This window comes from Streptomyces sp. JW3 (assembly GCF_052216785.1).
GTDB lineage: Bacteria > Actinomycetota > Actinomycetes > Streptomycetales > Streptomycetaceae > Streptomyces.
This window is the reverse complement of sequence record NZ_JBQOUX010000014.1, coordinates 23120-42663: the sequence shown is the minus strand read 5'-3', so window position 1 is coordinate 42663 and position 19544 is coordinate 23120. Positions and strand designations below refer to the sequence as shown.

19 protein-coding genes and 2 tRNA genes are annotated in these 19544 nt (G+C 71.5%); 12 read left to right on the top strand and 9 right to left on the bottom strand.

Going from position 1 to position 19544, the window contains the following annotated elements; genetic code table 11:
• Nucleotides 1-30: 30 nt before the first annotated feature.
• The 3 genes from ACTT8P_RS08725 to ACTT8P_RS08715 all read right to left on the bottom strand — a co-directional run bounded on the left by ACTT8P_RS08725 (nt 31) and on the right by ACTT8P_RS08715 (nt 2103).
• Complete coding sequence (locus ACTT8P_RS08725; RefSeq protein ID WP_442830960.1) at nt 31-1011, bottom strand: NAD(P)-dependent oxidoreductase; 981 nt, start codon at nt 1009-1011, stop codon at nt 31-33.
• A gap of 162 nt (nt 1012-1173) precedes the next feature.
• Nucleotides 1174-1821: a superoxide dismutase gene (locus ACTT8P_RS08720; protein ID WP_442830959.1), complete on the bottom strand. Its 648-nt coding sequence runs from the start codon at nt 1819-1821 to the stop codon at nt 1174-1176.
• Between the two features lie 51 nt (nt 1822-1872).
• The gene (locus ACTT8P_RS08715; RefSeq protein WP_442830958.1) at nt 1873-2103 is read right to left on the bottom strand and encodes a hypothetical protein; all 231 of its coding nucleotides are present in this window, start codon (nt 2101-2103) and stop codon (nt 1873-1875) included.
• Between the two features lie 162 nt (nt 2104-2265).
• On the opposite strand from ACTT8P_RS08715, the gene ACTT8P_RS08710 reads away from it, so the two are divergent.
• A complete protein-coding gene (locus ACTT8P_RS08710) occupies nt 2266-2847 on the top strand; it encodes a biotin transporter BioY (RefSeq protein ID WP_442830957.1) in 582 nt (193 codons plus the stop codon).
• A gap of 125 nt (nt 2848-2972) precedes the next feature.
• Here ACTT8P_RS08710 and ACTT8P_RS08705 read toward each other — a convergent pair whose 3' ends face one another.
• Nucleotides 2973-3710, bottom strand: coding sequence for a hypothetical protein (locus ACTT8P_RS08705; RefSeq protein ID WP_442830956.1), 738 nt, complete (start codon nt 3708-3710; stop codon nt 2973-2975).
• Nucleotides 3711-3929: 219 nt separating this feature from the next.
• Between ACTT8P_RS08705 and ACTT8P_RS08700 the strand changes: the two genes are divergently transcribed.
• Nucleotides 3930-5402: a serine/threonine-protein kinase gene (locus tag ACTT8P_RS08700; RefSeq protein ID WP_442831015.1), complete on the top strand. Its 1473-nt coding sequence runs from the start codon at nt 3930-3932 to the stop codon at nt 5400-5402.
• Here ACTT8P_RS08700 and ACTT8P_RS08695 read toward each other — a convergent pair.
• Complete coding sequence (locus ACTT8P_RS08695; RefSeq protein ID WP_442830955.1) at nt 5389-6849, bottom strand: amino acid permease; 1461 nt, start codon at nt 6847-6849, stop codon at nt 5389-5391. The two genes, ACTT8P_RS08700 and ACTT8P_RS08695, sit on opposite strands and share 14 nt — an antisense overlap.
• Nucleotides 6850-6925: 76 nt before the next feature.
• Here ACTT8P_RS08695 and ACTT8P_RS08690 point away from each other — a divergent pair, with 76 nt between their 5' ends.
• Nucleotides 6926-7411: a ribose-5-phosphate isomerase gene (locus ACTT8P_RS08690; RefSeq protein ID WP_442830954.1), complete on the top strand. Its 486-nt coding sequence runs from the start codon at nt 6926-6928 to the stop codon at nt 7409-7411.
• 44 nt (nt 7412-7455) lie between these two features.
• Entirely contained in the window at nt 7456-8268 is an 813-nt protein-coding gene (locus tag ACTT8P_RS08685; RefSeq protein ID WP_442830953.1) for an Fpg/Nei family DNA glycosylase, read from the top strand.
• A 137-nt stretch (nt 8269-8405) separates the two neighbouring features.
• On the opposite strand, the gene ACTT8P_RS08680 is transcribed toward ACTT8P_RS08685, so the two are convergent.
• Nucleotides 8406-9668 (bottom strand): GNAT family N-acetyltransferase, encoded by a 1263-nt coding sequence (locus ACTT8P_RS08680; protein WP_442830952.1) that lies wholly within the window; start codon nt 9666-9668, stop codon nt 8406-8408.
• 164 nt (nt 9669-9832) lie between these two features.
• Here ACTT8P_RS08680 and ACTT8P_RS08675 point away from each other — a divergent pair, with 164 nt between their 5' ends.
• Together ACTT8P_RS08675 and ACTT8P_RS08670 are read left to right on the top strand one after the other, a co-directional pair.
• The gene (locus ACTT8P_RS08675) at nt 9833-11035 is read left to right on the top strand and encodes a PP2C family protein-serine/threonine phosphatase (RefSeq protein ID WP_442830951.1); all 1203 of its coding nucleotides are present in this window, start codon (nt 9833-9835) and stop codon (nt 11033-11035) included.
• Nucleotide 11036: 1 nt separating this feature from the next.
• The gene (locus tag ACTT8P_RS08670; RefSeq protein WP_442830950.1) at nt 11037-11516 is read left to right on the top strand and encodes an HD domain-containing protein; all 480 of its coding nucleotides are present in this window, start codon (nt 11037-11039) and stop codon (nt 11514-11516) included.
• Here ACTT8P_RS08670 and ACTT8P_RS08665 read toward each other — a convergent pair.
• Nucleotides 11513-12625, bottom strand: coding sequence for an acyltransferase family protein (locus ACTT8P_RS08665; protein WP_442830949.1), 1113 nt, complete (start codon nt 12623-12625; stop codon nt 11513-11515). The two genes, ACTT8P_RS08670 and ACTT8P_RS08665, sit on opposite strands and share 4 nt — an antisense overlap.
• A 435-nt stretch (nt 12626-13060) precedes the next feature.
• Between ACTT8P_RS08665 and ACTT8P_RS08660 the strand changes: the two genes are divergently transcribed.
• Nucleotides 13061-13255, top strand: a complete 195-nt coding sequence (locus tag ACTT8P_RS08660) for a hypothetical protein (protein WP_442830948.1) — start codon at nt 13061-13063, stop codon at nt 13253-13255.
• A 47-nt stretch (nt 13256-13302) separates the two neighbouring features.
• Here the strand turns inward: ACTT8P_RS08660 and ACTT8P_RS08655 are convergent.
• Nucleotides 13303-13376 (bottom strand) — tRNA-Gly (locus ACTT8P_RS08655).
• Between the two features lie 130 nt (nt 13377-13506).
• Between ACTT8P_RS08655 and ACTT8P_RS08650 the strand changes: the two genes are divergently transcribed.
• The 5 genes from ACTT8P_RS08650 (at nt 13507) to clpX (ending at nt 18332) form a co-directional block, all read left to right on the top strand.
• Nucleotides 13507-13583 (top strand) — tRNA-Pro (locus ACTT8P_RS08650).
• 202 nt (nt 13584-13785) lie between these two features.
• The gene (gene tig / locus ACTT8P_RS08645) at nt 13786-15180 is read left to right on the top strand and encodes a trigger factor (RefSeq protein WP_442830947.1); all 1395 of its coding nucleotides are present in this window, start codon (nt 13786-13788) and stop codon (nt 15178-15180) included.
• 341 nt (nt 15181-15521) lie between these two features.
• Complete coding sequence (locus ACTT8P_RS08640) at nt 15522-16127, top strand: ATP-dependent Clp protease proteolytic subunit (protein ID WP_051005918.1); 606 nt, start codon at nt 15522-15524, stop codon at nt 16125-16127.
• Nucleotides 16128-16179: 52 nt separating this feature from the next.
• Nucleotides 16180-16860 (top strand): ATP-dependent Clp protease proteolytic subunit, encoded by a 681-nt coding sequence (locus ACTT8P_RS08635; protein WP_442830946.1) that lies wholly within the window; start codon nt 16180-16182, stop codon nt 16858-16860.
• A gap of 185 nt (nt 16861-17045) precedes the next feature.
• The gene (gene clpX, locus ACTT8P_RS08630) at nt 17046-18332 is read left to right on the top strand and encodes an ATP-dependent Clp protease ATP-binding subunit ClpX (protein ID WP_442830945.1); all 1287 of its coding nucleotides are present in this window, start codon (nt 17046-17048) and stop codon (nt 18330-18332) included.
• Nucleotides 18333-18404: 72 nt separating this feature from the next.
• Here clpX and ACTT8P_RS08625 read toward each other — a convergent pair whose 3' ends face one another.
• A complete protein-coding gene (locus ACTT8P_RS08625) occupies nt 18405-19472 on the bottom strand; it encodes a hypothetical protein (RefSeq protein ID WP_442830944.1) in 1068 nt (355 codons plus the stop codon).
• Nucleotides 19473-19544: the final 72 nt, after the last annotated feature.

Sequence of the window (19544 nt, the reverse complement as noted above, 5' to 3'; positions counted from 1 at the left end):
TCATCCGGTCCCCTTTCATCCGGTCCTCTTTCAGGTGAGGCGGTGCGCCGGCGCCTGCCCGCGCGTCCAGCGGACCACCTCCTGCGCCGCCGCCCGCGCCGCCTTCTCGGCCACCGCCCGGGACGTGCCGCCCAGGTGCGGAGTGAGGACCACCCGGTCGGTGAAGGCCAGCAGGCGGGCGTCCTTCGGCAGTGGCTCGCGGACGTGGCAGTCCAGGGCGGCGGCCGACACCTGCCCGCTCTCCAGCGCGTCGCACAGCGCGTCCTCGTCCAGCAGCGCGCCCCGCGCGGTGTTCACCACCACCGCCCCGCGCGGCAGCAGCGCCAGCTCGCGGGCGCCGATCACGGCGGGGGCGTCCGGTTCGGGGCGGGCGTGCAGGGTGAGGACCCGGGAACGGCCGAGCAGGACGTCGAGGGACGGCACCCGCAGCCCGTGGATCTCGCCCCGGACGTACGGGTCGTAGACCATGACCTGCGCGCCGAACGCGCACAGCACCCGGGCGACCCGGCCGCCGACCGCACCGTGCCCCACCACGCCGACCGGCAGGTCCTCCAGCTCCAGGCCGCCGTGCTCGCGGGCGTGCCGGGCCGCGTCCGCCCAGCCGCCGCGCACCAGCAGTTCGTGGGCGCGCGGGATGCGGCGCAGCGCCGACAGCATCAGCGCGAGGGTGTACTCGGCGGTGGCGGCGGCCTCGCTGCCGGGGGTGCGGCAGACGGTCACGTCGTGCCGCTTGGCCGCGTCCAGGTCGACCGGCGGCGGCCCGCCCCGGCACACCACGACCAGCCGCAGCGCCGGGCAGGCGTCCAGGACGCGCTCGGTGACGGGGGTGTCCCGGGTGATCAGGATTTCGGCGCCGGCGCGCAGCGCCTCGGCCAGCTCGTCCTCGGCGGCGGCGGTGAGGTCACGCAGGGACACGGGCCTCTCGCGCAGCTCGGCACCGATCGCGCGGGCGATCAGCGCCGGCGGGACGACGTCGTCCCCGGCGGCCACGACACGTAACGGATCGCTCATCCTACGGACCTTGCGCGCGCCCCGATCCGGCGTCAATCCCCCGCGCGGGCCCAAAACCCGGGGAGCCCCCGCGAGTCACGTCCTCGCGGGGGCTCCCGTTCCGCCGCCCGCCGTCGTGAAGGGTGAGAAGACGATCACGAGGCGGGACGCTTCGCCGGGCGGTCAGGGCGCCAGCAGCAGCACATCCGCACGGGACCGGGCCGCCGCGTACCGCCGGGCCACGTCCTGCCAGTTGACGACCGCCCACATGGCGTCGATGAAGTCGACCTTCTGGTTGCGGTACTGGAGGTAGAAGGCGTGCTCCCAGGCGTCGAAGACCAGGATCGGCACCGACCCCTGGCCGACGTTGCCCTGGTGGTCGTAGACCTGCTCGACGATCAGCCGGCCGCTGAGCGGCTCGTGCGCGAGGACGCCCCAGCCCGAGCCCTGCGTGGTCGCGGCGGCCTTGGTCAGCTGGGCCTTGAAGCCGGCGAAGGAGCCGAAGGACTCGGTGATCGCGTCGGCGAGGTCGCCCACCCCGTCGGCGGCCAGCGGCTCGCCGCCGCCGTCCTTCGGGCCGGTCATGTTCTGCCAGTAGACCGAGTGCAGGATGTGCCCGGACAGGTGGAAGCCGAGGTTCTTCTCCAGGCCGTTGATCGATCCCCACCGCTCCTGGTCGCGCGCCTCGGCGAGCTGCTCCAGGGTGTCGTTGGCGCCCTTCACGTACGCCGCGTGGTGCTTGTCGTGGTGCAGCTCGATGATCTCGGGACTGATCACGGGGGCCAGCGCGGCGTAGTCGTACGGCAGTTCAGGAAGCGTGTACACGGGCATGACGGATCGATCCCCTCCGACCTCTTATTGCAAGAAGCTTGCAAGTGCACGCTAGCAGCAGGAGAGGCGGGAGGGGAGGTGGTGGCTAGCCGTCGGCGCGGCGGCGCTGCGGAAGATGACGACCGAGGGTCCGGCGGCGGCTGTCCCGGCGCCGGACCCCGCGAACAGCCCCGCCCCGATCGCCCCGTCCAGGGCGATCATCGACAGATGGCGCGACGGCACGACCGACACGGCAGGTGTGCGGCGCGAGGCAGCCCCCGCGAGCCACGTCACCGTACTCACGTGACCGGTGTCACCTCCGGAACGGTGTAGTCCGCCCCCGTTGTCCGAAGCCGACCAAGCCCCGGCCGCCGCCTTTGTGGGGCGCCGACGGTGATCCGTGTCAGTGCGGCGGTATAGCGTCACGATGTTCCCGAACTGTCCACCACCGCCCGCGGAGGCCCCATGAGCACCGCCACCGTCCTCGCCCGTCCCGGCCGGGTCCTCGCCGACCTGCTCCCCGCCTCCCGAGTGCGGGACGCCGCGCTGGTGGCCGGCGGCGCCGCGCTCACCGGCCTCGCGGCCCAGATAGCCGTGCCCGTCCCCGGCTCCCCGGTGCCGGTGACCGGCCAGACCTTCGCCGCGCTGCTGGTCGGCACCGCCCTCGGCGCCGGCCGCGGCGTCCTCTCGCTCGCGCTGTACGCGCTGGTCGGCATGGCGGGCGTGCCGTGGTTCGCGGGCGGTGCCGCCGGCGCCGCCATGCCGTCCCTCGGCTATGTCTTCGGCATGATCCTCGCCGCCTCCGTCATGGGCGCCCTGGCCCGCCGCGGCGCCGACCGCTCCGCCTGGCGGACGGCCGGCGCGATGCTGCTCGGCGAGGCGATCATCTACGCCGTCGGCGTCCCGTACCTGGCCCTGTCCACCGGCATGTCGGCCGGCGCCGCGATCGCGGCGGGACTCACCCCGTTCCTCATCGGCGACGCCGTGAAGGCGGCCCTGGCGATGGGCGTGCTGCCCACCGCCTGGAAGCTGGCCGACCGGCGCTGACGCCGGGTACCGCGCCCTCGTGAGGCCCGCCGGTCCGCAGGACGACCGGCGGGCCGCACGCGTGCCGGGCCGCGCCGCCCGACTGCCGTGCCGCCCGACTGCCGTGCGGGCCGCCCGCGGTCCGACTACCGCGCGGGCCGCCGCCGCGCCCACCACATCCCGGCCGCCCCCGCCGCGGCCAGCGCCGCGCCGGCCGCGCCCAGCGGCAGTACGGCGCCGCCCCCGGCACCGGTCCGGGGCAGCTCGTCCTCGTCCTGCCCGCCGTCGTCGCCGCCCGGCACCACCGGCTCGTTGTCCGTGCCCAGCAGCAGCGGGGTGGCGGGGGCGTCCGGCGACGGGTTGGTGGTCCCGAACGGCACCGGACCCTGCTGCCAGAACGTCTTCTTCCCGTCCCCGCTCAGCACCGGCAGACAGATCTTCCCCTGCGCGTCCAGGTCGTACGTCGCGTCGACCGCGTACGACTTCGTCCCGCCCGCCGCGAGATTTTCGATGTCGCAGCTGTAACCGCTGTTCGAACCCGCCGGAAGATTCTTTTCCGCGATCGCGGAACAGCCTTCGACCCCGTTGACGGTGAGTCCCTCGAAACCCGCCACCCACAGCTTTATCTTTCCGCTGTCCGCGCTTCCCCCGTTCTTCACCGTCGCGGTGAGATCCGTCTTTCCCGAGCCGTTGTCGACCGAGATCTTCTCGGACAGTGTCGTGGTCAACTCGACACCCGCCGGTGCCGCGTCGACCGCCTTTCCCCCCTTGCCGCTCCCCGGCCCGTCGTCCTCGGCGACGGCGACCGGAGCAAGGATCAAGGCCGCCGAAAAAGATGCCACCATCAGCGATCCCGTGACGGTCGTCGTGCGTAGCGCACTCATGTTCGTCCCCCTAGGCTGCGCCTGAATCCGCAGTACTCGAAGAGGTACCACAAGATATGCGCGCACTATGCTGGTGCGTCTCCAAGTGTGACCGTTGTGTTTCAATCCAGGGGGTGCGGCGGATTGCCGGGAAAACCGGGAAATGCGCACAGCGGCGGTGTTCCAGGGTTATTGGTGACGGGACGCTACCGGTTGGCCGAGAGTATCGGCCAGGGTGGAATGGGGCGGGTGTGGCGAGCCGCCGACGAAATTCTGGACCGTCCGGTCGCGGTCAAGGAAATGCGGATGGACGGCATCGACGCGGAGGACGCTCCCACCCGCCGGGAACGTGTCCTGCGCGAGGCCCGGGCCACCGCGCGCATCGACCATCCGCATGTCGTGCGGGTCTACGACGTGGTGGAGGAGGCCGACCGGCTGTGGATCGTCATGGAACTGGTCGTCGGCCGCTCGCTGGAGCAGATCATGGCCGAGGAGGGCCCGTTGAGCCCCCGGGAGTCGGCCCGGATCGGGCTCGGCCTGGTGGCGGCCCTGCGCCAGGTGCACGCCCGGGGCGTACTGCACCGGGACATCAAACCGGGCAACGTCCTGGTGGAGTCGGCCGGCGGGCGGGTCGTCCTCACCGACTTCGGCATCGCCGCGATCCAGGACGCCAAGGCGCTCACCATGGTCGGCATGCTGGTCGGCTCGCCCGACTACATGGCGCCCGAGCGGGTCTCCGGCCGGCCGCAGGGCCCGCCCTCGGACATCTGGTCGCTGGGCGCCACGCTCTGCGCGGCCCTGGCCGGCCGCTCCCCGTTCGCCCGCGGCACGACCCTCGCGACCCTGCACGCGGTGCTCTACGAGGAACCCGAACTGCCGCCCGCCGCCGGGCCGCTGACCCCCCTCCTGGCCGCCCTCCTGGAGAAGGAGCCGGCCGGCCGGCCGGGCCTGACGGACATCGAGTCGGCCCTGCGCCCGGTGGCCTCCCCGCCGCACACCCCGACCGTGCGGGTCACCGAACCGACCACACCGCCACTGCCGGACGAGCGGGAACCGCCGCCCGCGCCGCCCCCGGCCAACCCGCCCCACAGCCCCCGCTCAACCCCCCGCTCCCGCCTCCGCCCCCGCACCGCCCTCCTCACCGCCGCCGCGGCCGTGCTCACCGCCGGAGCCGTCACGGCGGCCCTCCTCGCGACGAACGCCGGAGGCGACGGCGGCCAGGCCGGTGCCACCGCGTCGGCGACCGCGAGCGACTCGGAAACCGTCGAGGGCACCTCCCGCCCGCCCAGCCTGCCGCCCGGCGCCCGGCAGGAGGCCGGCGGCTTCGCCTGGGCGCCCCCCGACGGCTGGCGGCGGGACGTGAAGACGGGCTCGGAGGTGCACTACACCGCCCCGGACGGACGACAGGAACTGGTCGCCAAGTCCGCCCTCGCCCGCGGCGACCTGCTGGAGACCTGGCAGACCTCCGAACGCAACGCCCACCAGGGCGAGCACTACCGCAAGATCCGCCTGGCGAGGACGACGTTCCGCGCCCACCCCGCGGTGATCTGGGAGTACACCTTCACCCTCGAGGACGTCCCCTGGCACGCCCGTCTGCTCGGCTTCACCGCGGACGGCAAGTCGTACCAGGTCAACACCTGGTACCAGCCGGAGACCGAGCCGGACGCCCTGAAGGTCTACGAGAAGGTCAAGAAGAGCTTCACCCTGCTGTGACGCCCCGCTCGTCCGGCCCGTCCCGCTCGCCCCGCCGCCGCCCCCGCTCCCGCACCACCGCCAGGACCAGCACCACCGCCGCCACCAGCAGCGACAGCAGGATCGTGGTCCGTCCGTCGTGCTCGGTGTCGGTCAGCATGTAACCCAGCACGAAGACGATCAGCGCCGCCGTCGCCCAGGTCAGATACGGATACAGCCACATCCGCACCACCAGCCGCTCCGGCGCCTCCGCTTCGACGATCCGCCGCATCCGCAGCTGCGAGAAGCAGATCACCAGCCAGACGAACAGGGCCACCGCACCCGAGGAGTTGACGAGGAAGAGGAAGACCGAGTCGGGCCACTCGTAGTTGAAGAACACGGCGACGAAACCGAACGCCACCGAGGTGAGGATCGCGGTACGCGGCACCCCGCCCGCCGTGGTCCGCGCGAACCCCTTCGGCGCGTCCCCGCGCTCACCGAGCGAGAAGGCCATCCGGGACGCGGTGTACAGCCCCGAGTTGAGACAGGACAGCACCGCCGACAGCACGATGACGTTCATGATCTGCCCGGCGTGCGGGATGCCGAGCGAGTCCAGCGCGGCGACGTAGGAGCCCTCGTCGGTGATCGACGCGCTGTCCCAGGGCAGCAGGCAGACCACGACGAAGATCGAGCCCAGGTAGAAGACGGCGATCCGCCAGATGACGCTGTTGGTCGCCTTGGCCACCGCCCGCTCCGGATCCGCCGACTCGCCGGCCGCCAGTGTCGGGATCTCACTGCCCATGAAGGAGAAGACGACCAGCAGCACGCCGGTGAGGACGGCACCGGGCCCGTTGGGCAGGAAGCCGCCGTGACCGGTCAGGTTGGACAGCCCGGCCTGTTCGGTGTCGGCCCCCGGCAGCACCCCGAACACGGCCAGCAGCCCGATCACGATGAACACCCCGATGGCGACCACCTTGATCCCGGCGAACCAGAACTCGAACTCCCCGTAGGAGCCCACCGAGATCAGGTTGGTGGCGGTCAGCACCACCATCACGATCAGCGCCCACCCCCACTGCGGCACGGCCGGCACCCAGCCCTCCAGGATGGTCGCCCCGGCGGTCGCCTCGACCGCGAGCACCACCACCCAGAAGAACCAGTACAGCCAGCCGATGGTGAAACCGGCCCACCGCCCCAGCGCCCGGTCGGCGTGCGCGGAGAACGACCCGGAGGTCGGGTTGGCCACCGACATCTCGCCCAGCATCCGCATCACCAGCACCACCAGCGTGCCGACCAGCGCGTACGACAGCAGGATGCCGGGTCCGGTGGCGGCGATACCGGTGCCGGAACCCACGAACAGGCCGGCCCCGATCACACCGCCGATGGCGATCATGGTCAGATGGCGGTTCTTGAGACCGGGCTTGAGCCCGGTGCCGGGCTCCCCGGGCCGACTGGGACCCCCGGCTCCGGTGAGGGTCGGCTGAGAGGTCATGGATGGACTTCCTTCGCACCGGTTGACGTGTCCACCCGACGCTGCTTCCCCCAGGCCCGCGTGTCACACTCGACGCATGCGCGTGTATCTCGGCTCCGACCATGCGGGCTACGAACTCAAGAACCACCTCGTCGAGTGGCTCAAGGCCGCGGGCCACGAGCCCGTCGACTGCGGACCCCACATCTACGACGCCCAGGACGACTACCCGCCGTTCTGCCTGCGGGCCGCCGAGCGGACCGCCGCGGACGAGGGCACCCTCGGCGTCGTGATCGGCGGCTCGGGCAACGGCGAGCAGATCGCGGCCAACAAGGTCAAGGGCGTACGCGCCGCACTGGCCTGGAGCGAGGAGACGGCCGCCCTCGGCCGCCAGCACAACGACGCCAACGTCGTCGCGGTCGGCGCGCGCATGCACTCCCAGGAGGAGGCGACGAAGTTCGTCGAGATCTTCCTGAACACCCCGTTCTCCGGCGACCAGCGCCACATCCGCCGCATCGACATGCTGGCCGGGTACGAGACGACCGGCGACCTCCCGCCGATCCCGGCGCACCACCCGCAGCGGTAACCGAGCCGGGACTAGCAGGGACGGGGCGGGGAAGGAAGACAGCGGTGCCGGAAGGCCACACCATCCACCGGCTGGCGCAGGACCACGACGCCGCCTTCGCCGGCCGGCCGGTCCGGGTGACCAGCCCGCAGGGCAAGTTCTCCGACGGCGCCGCGCTGCTCGACGGCGCGGCGCTGACCGCCACCGAGGCGCACGGCAAGCACCTCTTCCTGCGGTTCCGCGACAGCGACTGGGTCCACATCCACCTGGGCCTGTTCGGCAAGGTCGCCTTCGGCCCGGCCCCCGCGCCGCCGCCCACCGACACCGTCCGGCTGCGGCTGCTGAACGACACCGCGTACGTCGATCTGCGCGGCCCCACCGCCTGCGCGCTGATCACCCCGGCCGAGAAGGACGCGATACACGCCCGCCTCGGCCCCGACCCGCTGCGCGCGGACGCCGACCCGGCCGCCGCGCACGCCAGGATCTCCCGCAGCCGTACGACCATCGCCGCGCTGCTCATGGACCAGAAGGTCATCGCCGGCGTCGGCAACGTCTACCGCGCCGAGGTCCTCTTCCGGCACGGCGTCGACCCGTACCGCCCGGGGCGCGACATCACCGCCGCGCTCTGGGACGCGCTCTGGCACGACCTGGTCGCCCTGATGCGCGAGGGCGTGCGCAACAACCGCATCGACACGGTCCGCCCCGAGCACACCCCCGAGGCGATGGGCCGCCCGCCCCGCGTCGACGACCACGGCGGCGAGGTCTACGTCTACCGCCGCGCCAACCGCCCCTGCCACCTCTGCGGCACCGACATCCGCACCGCCGACCTCGCCCACCGCAACCTCTTCTGGTGCCCGACCTGCCAGCACCGTCCCTGACCGGCCCGCTCCACCGCTGCCGCCCGCGCGTCAGCAACCCGTGCGGCAGCCACGGCGAGGTACGGCCCCCTCTCAAGCGGCCCCTCTCAAGCCCGCAAGCCCGCCGCCGACGCCCCGCCCCGTACCCGCCCCCGCCCTCAGAACCCGTGCGGCAGCCACGGCGCCACGTCCGAGCCGAAGCCCAGGGCCGCCTCCGCCAGCGCCCCCGGCCGCAGCTCCCGGACCCGCCCCGCCCCGGCCAGCGCGGTCAGCGACACGCCGCCGAGATAGGCCGCGCCCAGCTCCCGCACCGACAGGGCCAGGTCCGCCGGATCGGCGGCCGGCACACAGGACGCCCCCTTCTCGTTCCCGGCCAGCCGCCAGCGCCCCGTGTTCCACGGACAGAACGCGTCCTCGACCTCGAACACCACGTCCACCGGCGCCCGGTAGGTCCGCGCCGCCAGCGCCGCCCCCACGTCCACCAGCCGTACGTACAGCACGTCCCGCGGCCGCGGCCCGCACCGCCGGAGGTCGGAGACCTGGTACTGCCACCCGTCGTCGGCCGGCCGGTTGCGCACGCTCAGCGTCGTCGTCAGGTCGATGTCGGCCAGGAACCGCCACAGCGCCGCCCGGGTCGCCGGGTCGAGCCCCTCCAGGTCGGCCAGCAGCACCGTACCCTCGGCCCCGCCCTGCCCCCACCCCGGCCGCACCCGGAACCGCGCGTACCCGGTGACCTCCCCGTCCCGCGAGGCGAGCACGCACTGCAACGGCGACGCCCCGTCCCGCGCGCTCTCCGGGTCCAGCAGCCCCAGCCGCTCCCACCCCGGCTGCCGGGCCAGCATCCCCGGCCGGCCGGGCACCAGCCGGGCGTACACCGCCTCGCACACGTCCAGCACCGCCGCGGGCGCCGCGTACCGCAGCCGTACGTCATCCGTCCCGGCCGGGACGGACAGCCGTACCTTGCCGGTGTCGATCTCCGCGCCGATCTGGACGGTCGCCGCGCCGTACCCGAACCGGCCGTAGATCGCCGGCTCGGAGGCCGTCAGCGCCGCCAGCGGCTCGCCCCAGGACCGGATGTCGTCCAGCTGCCGGCGCATCATCGAGGTCAGCACCCCCCGCCGCCGGTGCGTCGCGGCGACCCCGACCATCGTGACCCCCGCGGTCGGCACCCGGGCCCCGCCGGGCACACTCATCCGGAACCGGAACGCCCCCGCCGTCCCCACGCACGCGTCGCCCTCCCACACCCCGAGCGAACGGTCGAAGTCGGTCAGGGAGCGGTACAGCGCCCGCTCCTCGGCCGGCTCCGGCACCCCGCCGAAGGCCCGCAGCAGCGTGTCGTACCACCTGTCCCATTCGTCCCGCCGCAGTACCCGCAGGTCCAGCGGGTCGGTCGTGCTCCGGTCCGTACCGTCAGCGTTCATGAGCCCATGCCTACCAGGGCAATGCGGGGCGAGCCAGGGGAATTTCCCCCGGCGGGCCACACGACGGCCCGGCGTGCAGTTCACTGTGAACTCTGGCCTCGGACGGGGGACAAGTGGTACCTCCCGTGCCAAGCGCCCGCTCCGATGGATAGGGTCCCGAACTGATGGCAGCAGGACGACAGCGGCGTGCGGAAGCCGACACGTTCACGGCCCGGTTGAAGAAGCAGTGGCACCGGGCCCGCGTCGCGCTGCGCAAATCCGCCGTCGACTACTTCCGCGGCGACGGCTCGGACTGGATCGCGCTGGCCGGTCTGCTGCTCACCGTGCCGGTCATCGCGTGCTTCACGATGGTCAACTCGGTGTGGGTCTCGCCGGCCGCGCTGGTGCTGCCGATCGTGGCCGGCGGCCTGCTGCTGCGCCCGGCCAGCCTGCTCGGCCTGTACGCCGCCGCGGCCACCGCGCTGATCGTGGAGTCGGTCCGGCTCGGCCCGTACACCGAGGGCCCCTCCCGGGTCACCCCCGGCGCGGTCCTGGTCGTTGCGGCCTGCGGGTTCATCGGCCTGCTGATCGCCCAGTTCCGCAGCCGGGTCGGGGTGCCCTGGCGGCGCGGCGGCACCATGCTCTTCGACCTGCGCGAACGCATCCGGGTGCAGAGCAAGCTGCCCAAGCTGCCGCCGGGCTGGCACCGCGAGATGGCGCTGCGCCCGGCGGGCGGCCAGTCCTTCTCCGGCGACTTCGTGGTCGCGGCCCGCACCAACGGCGGCCGGACGCTGGAGGTGGTCCTCACCGACGTCTCCGGCAAGGGCATGGACGCCGGCTCCCGCGCCCTGCTGCTCTCCGGCGCCTTCGGCGGCCTGCTGGGCAGCCTGCCCCCGCACGCCTTCCTGCCCGCCGCCAACGGCTACCTGCTCCGCCAGGACTGGGACGAGGGCTTCGCCACCTCCATCCACCTGGTCCTGGACCTCGACTCCGGCGACTACGAGCTGTACACCGCCGGGCACCCGCCGGGCCTCCAGCTCAGCGCCGGCACCGGCCGCTGGGAGGAGAAGGCCGCCGAGGGCCCCCTGCTCGGCGTGTACGACGGCGCCCAGTTCGACCCGGTGAAGGGCTCGCTGCGCCCCGGCGACGTGCTGATGCTGTTCACGGACGGACTGGTGGAGACCTCCGACCGGGACATCGTCGAGGGCATCGACCGGCTCACCGGCGAGGCCGACCGCTATGTCGCCGGCGGCTTCCACGGCGCCGCCTGGCACCTGATCGAGGCGGTCGCCAAGGACGTCAACGACGACCGGGCCCTGCTGCTGATCTGCCGCGAGGGCCCCACCACCGCCCAGGCGCACGCCCACGCGCACGGCACGGACGACTGACATGACCGGCCCGCGGGTCCCCGCCCTGTCCCTGGCCGAGGTGGAAGCCACCGCCCGCGCCGCCCACGCCGGCCAGACCGACAAGGCGGGCCGCCCCTACGCCGAGCACCTGGCCGCCGTCGCCGCGGGCGTCCGGCGCCGGGGCGGCGACGACGCGCAGATCGCGGCCGCCTGGCTGCACGACGCCGTCGAGGACGCCGCCCTGTCCCACGCCTGGCTGGCCGCCGCCCCGCTGAGCGCCCGCACCAAGGACATCGTCCTCGCGGTCACCAAGCGGGCGGGGGAGACCCCGGAGGCGTACGCCGCCCGCGTCCTCGCCACCCCGGGCGCGCGGCTGGTCAAGGAGGCCGACCTGGCGCACAACGCCGACCCGGCCCGGCTCGCCGTCCTGGACGGGCCGACCCGGAAACGACTGACCGAGAAGTACACGCGGATGCGCGCACTCCTCGGTCTGCCGCAACCGGGGTCACCGGGCCGTTAGACGGAGACCTTCTCCCGGCCGCCCCGCTGCTCCGCCACGGCCCGGCGCTCCCGCGCCTCCCGCGCCTCCCGCGCCTCCTGTGCCGCGTCCCGCCGGAACGCCCACGCCATCGTCGGCTCCATCGCGAACCGGAAGGCCCGCCGCACCGGCGCGGTGCACAGTAGCGTGACGGCCGCCGCCGCCAGGACGGTCACGAAGACCTCCCCGAGCGGCGTGTGCAGCCAGGCGGGGTCGAACAGGCCCAGGTAGTCGGCGCCCTTGATCAGGAAGCCGTGCAGCAGATAGCCGTAGAGGGTGCCCGCGCCCAGCGCCGTGAACCAGCGCTGCCGGCCCGGCACCCAGGCGAAGAAGCAGGCGGTCAGCAGCAGCGAGCAGCCGAACAGCGCCAGCGTCATGACCGGCCCGGTCCACCAGGGCGCGCCCAGTTCCTGGGCGGCGTCCCGGTGGTAGAACCAGCCGGTGTTCATCCGCGGCACCGCCCACCAGCCGACCGCCACGGCCGCCGCGAACACCGGCACCGACGCGATCCGCACCGACCGGCGGCGCACCCACTGGAAGTGCTCGGCCCGCATGCTCAGCCCCAGCACGAAGAACGGCAGGAACTGGAGCACCCGCTGGAGATCCAGGTCGTCACCGATCTCCGGCGACACGGACGCCAGAGCGGCGATCACCAGGGCGACCGGCAGCGGGTACCGGATCAGCTTCCAGACCGGCGTGGTCAGCCGCCACACGAACAGCGCGATCAGGAACCACGTCAGGTACCAGGGGTCCAGCAGGCTGATCTGCTGGTCCGGCGAGCCGCCGGCGTAGCGGTTGAAGAGCGAGTACACCGTCTCGAAGAGGACGTACGGCACGACCACACCGGTGAGCAGCCGCCGCAGCCGGTCCGGGCGCATGTCGAAGCTGCGCGAGAAGAAACCGGAGATGATGATGAACGCCGGCATGTGGAAGGCGTACACCACCTGGTACAGCCCCTCCAGGACGCGGCTGTCGCCCTTGAGCGGCTCCCAGGAGTGGCCCATGGCCACCAGCACGATCGCCAGATACTTGGCGTTGTCGAAGAAAGCGTCACGTTGTTTGCCGGGCGGGGACGGGGCAGCGTGGAACATTCGAGGCACCCTAGCGTTGTCTGTGGGAATCCGTAAAACTCCCCTTGAACGCACCCCCTTTGTCCCGATTGCAGCGGATCAAACCAGCCGAAACCCCACCAGCGGATGTGCCCGCCGCAACAATTCGAATTAGCTGCGGACGTGTTGTGCGCGGGCGGCGGAGGAGCCGAAACGGACCGGTCGGATTTCCCGCCCGGTTGCCTCTCCGAATTCCTGTACGAAATACGGATGTTGCGGCCCGGGACGCGTGCCGGCGAGGTGCCGAGGAGGTGCCGGAGAGGTGGCGGTGCCGGGTGTGCCGGTGGGACGTCGGCCAAACGATGCGTCACCTGCCGCATGAGACGGCCGGGTTGGTGGCACGATGGTTCCTGGCGGGGGTGCGCGAGACCGCACCGCCGGGCCGGGAGTGCGGACCGACCTAGGGTGTGATCAGTTGTGGCCATTTCACTGTCTGTGGTGCTGCTGTTGGCGATCATCCTCGTGGTGCTCGTGCGAGGGGGATCTCTCAAGGCCGGCCCCGCGATCGTCGCGGTCCTCTTCGGCTTCTTCCTCGCCTCCACCGGCATGGCCCCGTCGATCAACCGCTTCATGAACTCGATAGCGGAGACGATCAACTCGATCAGCTTCTGACAACGCCCAGGGGCCCGGTTCACGGAACCGGGCCCCTGGGCGTTGGATGGAGCGGGCGACGGGAATCGAACCCGCGTAGCCAGTTTGGAAGACTGGGGCTCTACCATTGAGCTACGCCCGCACAGCACGCGCCGCGGATCACCGATCGCGGCACTGGAGGCATCGTAGCGGGTCGGCCCCCTGTGTCGCACACCCCGTGGAATACGACGGCCCGCCGGGCTGTCGGCATGTACCCTACGGATCGCACCAGACGGGGTGTGGCGCAGCTTGGTAGCGCGTCCGCTTTGGGAGCGGAAGGCCGTGGGTTCAAATCCCGCCACCCCGACCATCCACCGGCCACCCGGCCGGTCACCTCGCATGATCGCGCCGTGATCGCCTCGATCGCCTTTTGGGCCGTGTACCCGCTGCCGTTACTATGCAAGCTGCACGCCCGTGTGTCTCATCCTGTGCAGTCTCCCGGGCGGCGAACATCGGCCGGGCCGCTCTGGCTCCGGCAGAACCCAAGAAGTCAGCCACAAGGAGACCGAACCGTGAAGAGCGCCGTGGAGACCCTGAACCCGACTCGGGTTCGGCTCACTGTCGAGGTGCCCTTCGAGGAGCTCAAGGACAGCCTCGACGCGGCGTACAAGAAGATCAACCAGCAGGTCACGGTGAAGGGCTTCCGCAAGGGCAAGATCCCGGCCCGGGTCATCGACCAGCGGTTCGGCCGCGGTGCGGTGCTGGAGGAGGCCGTCAACGACGCCCTCCCGAAGTTCTACACCGACGCCGTCAACGAGGCCGAGGTGGACCCGCTGGGCCAGCCCGAGGTCGACATCACGGAGCTGAAGGACGGCGAGACGCTGAACTTCACCGCCGAGGTCGACGTCCGCCCGACGATCGAGATCCCGGACTTCTCCGGCATCGAGGTCGAGGTCGACGCGGTCGAGGTCACCGACGAGGACGTGGACAAGTCGGTCGAGCAGCTCCGCGAGCGCTTCGCCGCCACCTCCCCGGTGGAGCGCGCCGCCGAGGACGGCGACGTCGTCACCATCGACCTGGAGGCCAAGGTCGGCGGCGAGATCCTGGAGGACGGCGTCGCCAGCGGCGTCTCCTACACCATCGGCTCCGGCGAGCTGCTCGAAGGCATCGACGAGGCCGTCAAGGGCCTGGAGGCCGGTGGCGAGGCCACCTTCACCTCCGAGCTGAAGGGCGGCTCGGCGGCCGGCCAGGAGGCCGAGGTCACCGTCAAGGTCAGCCAGGTCGCCGCGCGCGAGCTGCCCGAGCTGGACGACGACTTCGCGCAGCTGGCGTCGGAGTTCGACACCCTGGACGAGCTCAAGGCCGACAGCCGTAAGCGCCTCGAGAACATGAAGCAGTACGACCAGGCCACCCAGGCCCAGGAGCGGGTCCTGGACAAGCTCCTCGAGCTGGTCGAGGTCCCCGTCCCCGAGAAGCTGCTCGAGGACGAGGTGGGCACCCGCAAGCACAACCTGGAGCACCACCAGCTCGGCCAGATGGGCCTCGACCTCCCGAAGTACCTGGAGATCCAGGGCAAGACCGAGGAGGAGTTCGAGACCGAGACCCGCGAGGCCGCGGTCAAGGGCATCAAGACCCAGTTCGTCCTCGACGAGCTGGTCAAGCAGGAGAAGCTCAACGTCAACCAGGAGGAGCTCACCGAGCACCTCATGCGGCGCGCCTCCTCCTCCGGCATGTCCCCCGACCAGTTCGCCCAGGCCGTCGTCGAGCAGGGCCAGGTCCCGCTGCTGGTCGGCGAGGTGGCCCGCGGCAAGGCGCTGGCCGTCGTGGTCGAGAAGGCCACGGTCAAGGACACCAACGGCGAGATCGTCGACCTGAGCGACGACGAGGAGAAGGAGACGGAGGCCCCGGCCGAGGCCGCCGCCGACTCCACCGAGGACACCCCGGCCGAGGAGAAGACCGAGGGCTGACCCTCACTTCTTCATCGACGGAAGGACGGGCCCCGAGACGCGCGAGCTTCTCGGGGCCCGTCCCGCTCGTGCCCCAGGGGCGCGGGTCTGTGCTCATGTGCGGTTCCGCCTCGGGGCGCGACCAGCCACCCACGACCCGCACCCGCCCGCGTACCGAACGCTCCTGAACGGCTACGCCCCCGGCGAACACCCCACTTCGCGGGATTCCCCGAAGGGACCCGCGCGTTAGGGTCCATGAATACGAGGGCAGTGGAGTCTCCGATACGGCTCCAGCCCCGCAGGGAAACGTGAGACGGCCCGGCGCCGTCGTAAGACGAGCAGGTGGATACGTGACGAATCTGATGCCCTCAGCCGCCGGCGAGCCCTCCATCGGTGGTGGCCTCGGCGACCAGGTCTACAACCGGCTGCTCGGTGAGCGGATCATCTTCCTCGGCCAGCCGGTCGACGACGACATTGCCAACAAGATCACCGCACAGCTGCTGCTCCTTGCCGCCGACCCGGACAAGGACATCTTCCTCTACATCAACAGCCCGGGCGGTTCGATCACGGCCGGCATGGCGATCTACGACACCATGCAGTTCATCAAGAACGACGTGGTGACCATCGCGATGGGGCTGGCGGCCTCGATGGGTCAGTTCCTGCTCAGCGCGGGCACCCCGGGCAAGCGCTTCGCGCTGCCGAACGCCGAGATCCTGATCCACCAGCCCTCGGCCGGCCTGGCCGGCTCCGCCTCGGACATCAAGATCCACGCCGAGCGGCTGCTGCACACCAAGAAGCGCATGGCCGAGCTCACCTCTCAGCACACCGGCCAGACGGTCGAGCAGATCACCCGCGACTCGGACCGCGACCGCTGGTTCGACGCCTTCGAGGCCAAGGAGTACGGCCTCATCGACGATGTGATCCCCACGGCCGCGGGCATGCCGGGCGGCGGCGGCACGGGCGCCTGAGCCCCTTTCCCACGCCCCCAGCCGACCGCCTCAGCTCTTTCCAGGAGACACTGTGAACGACTTCCCCGGCAGCGGCCTGTACGAGCGCCCGCGCGCCGAGTACACCGGCCCCACGGCCGAGTCCCGCTACGTCATCCCCCGCTTCGTCGAGCGCACCTCGCAGGGCGTGCGCGAGTACGACCCGTACGCCAAGCTCTTCGAAGAGCGGGTGATCTTCCTCGGCGTGCAGATCGACGACGCCTCCGCCAACGACGTCATGGCCCAGCTGCTGTGCCTGGAGTCGATGGACCCGGACCGCGACATCTCGGTCTACATCAACAGCCCCGGCGGCTCCTTCACCGCCCTCACGGCCATCTACGACACGATGCAGTACGTGAAGCCGGACATCCAGACGGTCTGCATGGGCCAGGCGGCCTCCGCCGCGGCCGTGCTGCTCGCCGCCGGCACCCCCGGCAAGCGGATGGCGCTGCCCAACGCCCGGGTGCTGATCCACCAGCCGTACAGCGAGACCGGCCGCGGTCAGGTCTCCGACCTGGAGATCGCCGCCAACGAGATCCTGCGGATGCGTTCGCAGCTGGAGGAGATGCTGGCCAAGCACTCCACCCAGGAGATCGACAAGATCCGCGAGGACATCGAGCGCGACAAGATCCTCACGGCCGAGGACGCGCTGGCCTACGGCCTGATCGACCAGATCATCACCACCCGGAAGATGGACAACTCCTCCCTCCGCTGAGGCAGGACGCTGTATCGTCTGCCGCCCCTTGGCATGATTTGGCGGGGTTCACGTCAAAGCGAACCATGCCAAGGGGGGCCCGGACGGGGGGCCAGGCAAGGTACCGTCGACATAAGGCAGCACCAGGAGTCCGCTGGACGTCTCCACGTCGTCCAGGAGTCTCCCAGGCGAAGGGGAAGCACACCGTGGCACGCATCGGTGACGGCGGCGATCTGCTCAAGTGCTCGTTCTGCGGCAAGAGCCAGAAGCAGGTCAAGAAGCTCATCGCAGGGCCCGGTGTGTACATCTGCGACGAGTGCATCGACCTCTGCAACGAGATCATCGAAGAGGAACTGGCCGAGACCAGCGAGGTGCGCTGGGAGGAGCTGCCCAAGCCCCGCGAGATCTACGAGTTCCTCGAGGGGTACGTGGTGGGCCAGGAGGCGGCCAAGAAGGCGCTCTCCGTCGCGGTCTACAACCACTACAAGCGGGTCCAGGCCGGCGAGAACGGCGGCGCGCAGAGCCGCGAGGACGCCATCGAGCTGGCGAAGTCCAACATCCTGCTGCTCGGCCCCACCGGCTCCGGCAAGACCCTGCTGGCCCAGACCCTGGCCCGGATGCTGAACGTGCCGTTCGCGATCGCCGACGCCACCGCCCTCACCGAGGCGGGCTACGTCGGCGAGGATGTCGAGAACATCCTGCTGAAGCTGATCCAGGCGGCCGACTACGACGTCAAGAAGGCCGAGACCGGGATCATCTACATCGACGAGATCGACAAGGTCGCCCGCAAGAGCGAGAACCCGTCGATCACCCGGGACGTCAGCGGCGAGGGCGTCCAGCAGGCGCTGCTGAAGATTCTGGAGGGCACCACGGCCTCGGTGCCGCCGCAGGGCGGCCGCAAACACCCGCACCAGGAGTTCATCCAGATCGACACGACGAACGTGCTGTTCATCGTGGGCGGCGCCTTCGCGGGCCTGGAGAAGATCATCGAGTCCCGGGCCGGTGCCAAGGGCATCGGCTTCGGCGCGCAGATCCGCTCCAAGCGGGAGCGCGAGTCCCAGGACCACTTCCAGCAGGTCATGCCGGAGGACCTGGTCAAGTTCGGCATGATCCCGGAGTTCATCGGCCGCCTCCCGGTGATCACCTCCGTGCACAACCTGGACCGCGAGGCGCTGCTCCAGATCCTCGTCGAGCCGCGCAACGCGCTGGTGAAGCAGTACCAGCGGCTGTTCGAACTCGACGGTGTGGAGCTGGACTTCGAGCGCGAGGCGCTGGAGGCCATCGCCGACCAGGCGATCCTGCGCCAGACCGGCGCCCGCGGCCTGCGCGCCATCATGGAGGAGGTCCTCCAGGGCGTGATGTACGAGGTGCCGTCCCGCAAGGACGTCGCCCGGGTCGTCATCACCGCCGACGTGGTCCTCTCCAACGTCAACCCGACGCTGATCCCGCGGGACTCGCGCGGCCGCGGCCCCGGCGAGCAGAAGACGGCGTAGTCGCCGCGGACGTACGAGCAGGGGCCCGGTCGATCGCGACCGGGCCCCTGCCGTGTGCGCCGTACTCCGGCGTCAGCTCTTGACCCGCACGTCGTCGCGGACCTTGGCCGCCGTCTCGGCGGCGCCGGGCAGGTCGGCGGTCTTGCCGGACATGGCGTCGGCCAGGTCCACCGGCATGACCACGCCCAGCGTGCTGTGATCGCCCCAGATGCACACCGGCATGCTGATCTGGGCCGGTCCGGAGACGGTCGAACCCGCCGACGCGGCGGCGTTCTCGACCTTCAGCTCCTGGCATTTCAGGACCGCGCCGCTCAGACCGCTCGGCGTGAACTCCTCGGGGCTGCCCACGGCCTCGCCCGAGGTCTCCTCGTCGGCGGCGGCGTTCTCCTTCATCTCGGCGAACATGGCGTCGACCACCTTCTCCGGGTCGTCGATCTCGCCGTACGCCCCCATGAAGTTGAGCATCTTCATGGCCAGCGGGTTGGACTCGTCCCCGCTGGTGTAGGCCGCCGCGACGTTCTTCGGGTTCGAGATGCCGTACTTCTCGGCCTTGTCGAGGTCGCTCTCGTCGAAGCCGCCGCTGTCCGTGCTGCCGCCCTTCTTGTACTCCCCGTCCAGGACGGTGGCCGGCGCCGTCAGCGTGTGCGCGCCGTCGTCGGCGATGTCCGAACCGCCGCCGCTCCCGCTCCCGAAGACGAAGTACGCGCCGACGGCGACCGCGGCGACCACCGCGACCGCCCCGATGATCAGCGCGGCCTTCTTCTTGCCGCTCCCGCCGGGAGGCGGCGGCTGGGGCGCACCGAAGGGCTGCTGGCCGTAGGGCGGCTGGCCGTACGGCGGCTGCTGGCCGTACCCGGGCTGCTGACCGTAGGCCGGCGGCTGCTGGCCGTACTGGGGAGGCTGCCCGTAGGGGCCGCCCTGCGGGGGTACGCCCTGCGGGGGCTGCTGCGGATAGCCGTAACCGGGCTGCGGCGGGGTCTGCGGAGGGGTGCCCGGCTGCTGCGGGTAGCCGTAGCCGGGCTGCGGCGCCGGTGCCTGCGGTGGCTGGCCGTACGGTCCCGGCTGCCCGTACGGGCCGGGCTGCTGACCGGGCCCCGGGGGCTGCTGTCCGCCGTACGGCCCCGGCTGGTTCTGGCTCATCTCTGGGTTCCCCTCCAGATGCTTACGCGTTCCTGACATCCTGTCCCAGAAGCCGCCCGGGCCGGGCACCGG

Excerpts from the sequence above, each read along its gene's own strand:
- ACTT8P_RS08725 (WP_442830960.1), bottom strand. The coding sequence starts at position 1,011 with ATGAGCGATCCGTTACGTGTCGTGGCCGCCGGGGACGACGTCGTCCCG.
- ACTT8P_RS08720 (WP_442830959.1), bottom strand. The coding sequence starts at position 1,821 with ATGCCCGTGTACACGCTTCCTGAACTGCCGTACGACTACGCCGCGCTG.
- ACTT8P_RS08710 (WP_442830957.1), top strand. The coding sequence starts at position 2,266 with ATGAGCACCGCCACCGTCCTCGCCCGTCCCGGCCGGGTCCTCGCCGAC.
- ACTT8P_RS08705 (WP_442830956.1), bottom strand. The coding sequence starts at position 3,710 with ATGAGTGCGCTACGCACGACGACCGTCACGGGATCGCTGATGGTGGCA.
- ACTT8P_RS08700 (WP_442831015.1), top strand. The coding sequence starts at position 3,930 with ATGGGGCGGGTGTGGCGAGCCGCCGACGAAATTCTGGACCGTCCGGTC.
- ACTT8P_RS08695 (WP_442830955.1), bottom strand. The coding sequence starts at position 6,849 with ATGACCTCTCAGCCGACCCTCACCGGAGCCGGGGGTCCCAGTCGGCCC.
- ACTT8P_RS08690 (WP_442830954.1), top strand. The coding sequence starts at position 6,926 with ATGCGCGTGTATCTCGGCTCCGACCATGCGGGCTACGAACTCAAGAAC.
- ACTT8P_RS08680 (WP_442830952.1), bottom strand. The coding sequence starts at position 9,668 with ATGAACGCTGACGGTACGGACCGGAGCACGACCGACCCGCTGGACCTG.
- ACTT8P_RS08675 (WP_442830951.1), top strand. The coding sequence starts at position 9,833 with ATGGCAGCAGGACGACAGCGGCGTGCGGAAGCCGACACGTTCACGGCC.
- ACTT8P_RS08670 (WP_442830950.1), top strand. The coding sequence starts at position 11,037 with ATGACCGGCCCGCGGGTCCCCGCCCTGTCCCTGGCCGAGGTGGAAGCC.
- ACTT8P_RS08665 (WP_442830949.1), bottom strand. The coding sequence starts at position 12,625 with ATGTTCCACGCTGCCCCGTCCCCGCCCGGCAAACAACGTGACGCTTTC.
- ACTT8P_RS08640 (WP_051005918.1), top strand. The coding sequence starts at position 15,522 with ATGCCCTCAGCCGCCGGCGAGCCCTCCATCGGTGGTGGCCTCGGCGAC.
- ACTT8P_RS08625 (WP_442830944.1), bottom strand. The coding sequence starts at position 19,472 with ATGAGCCAGAACCAGCCGGGGCCGTACGGCGGACAGCAGCCCCCGGGG.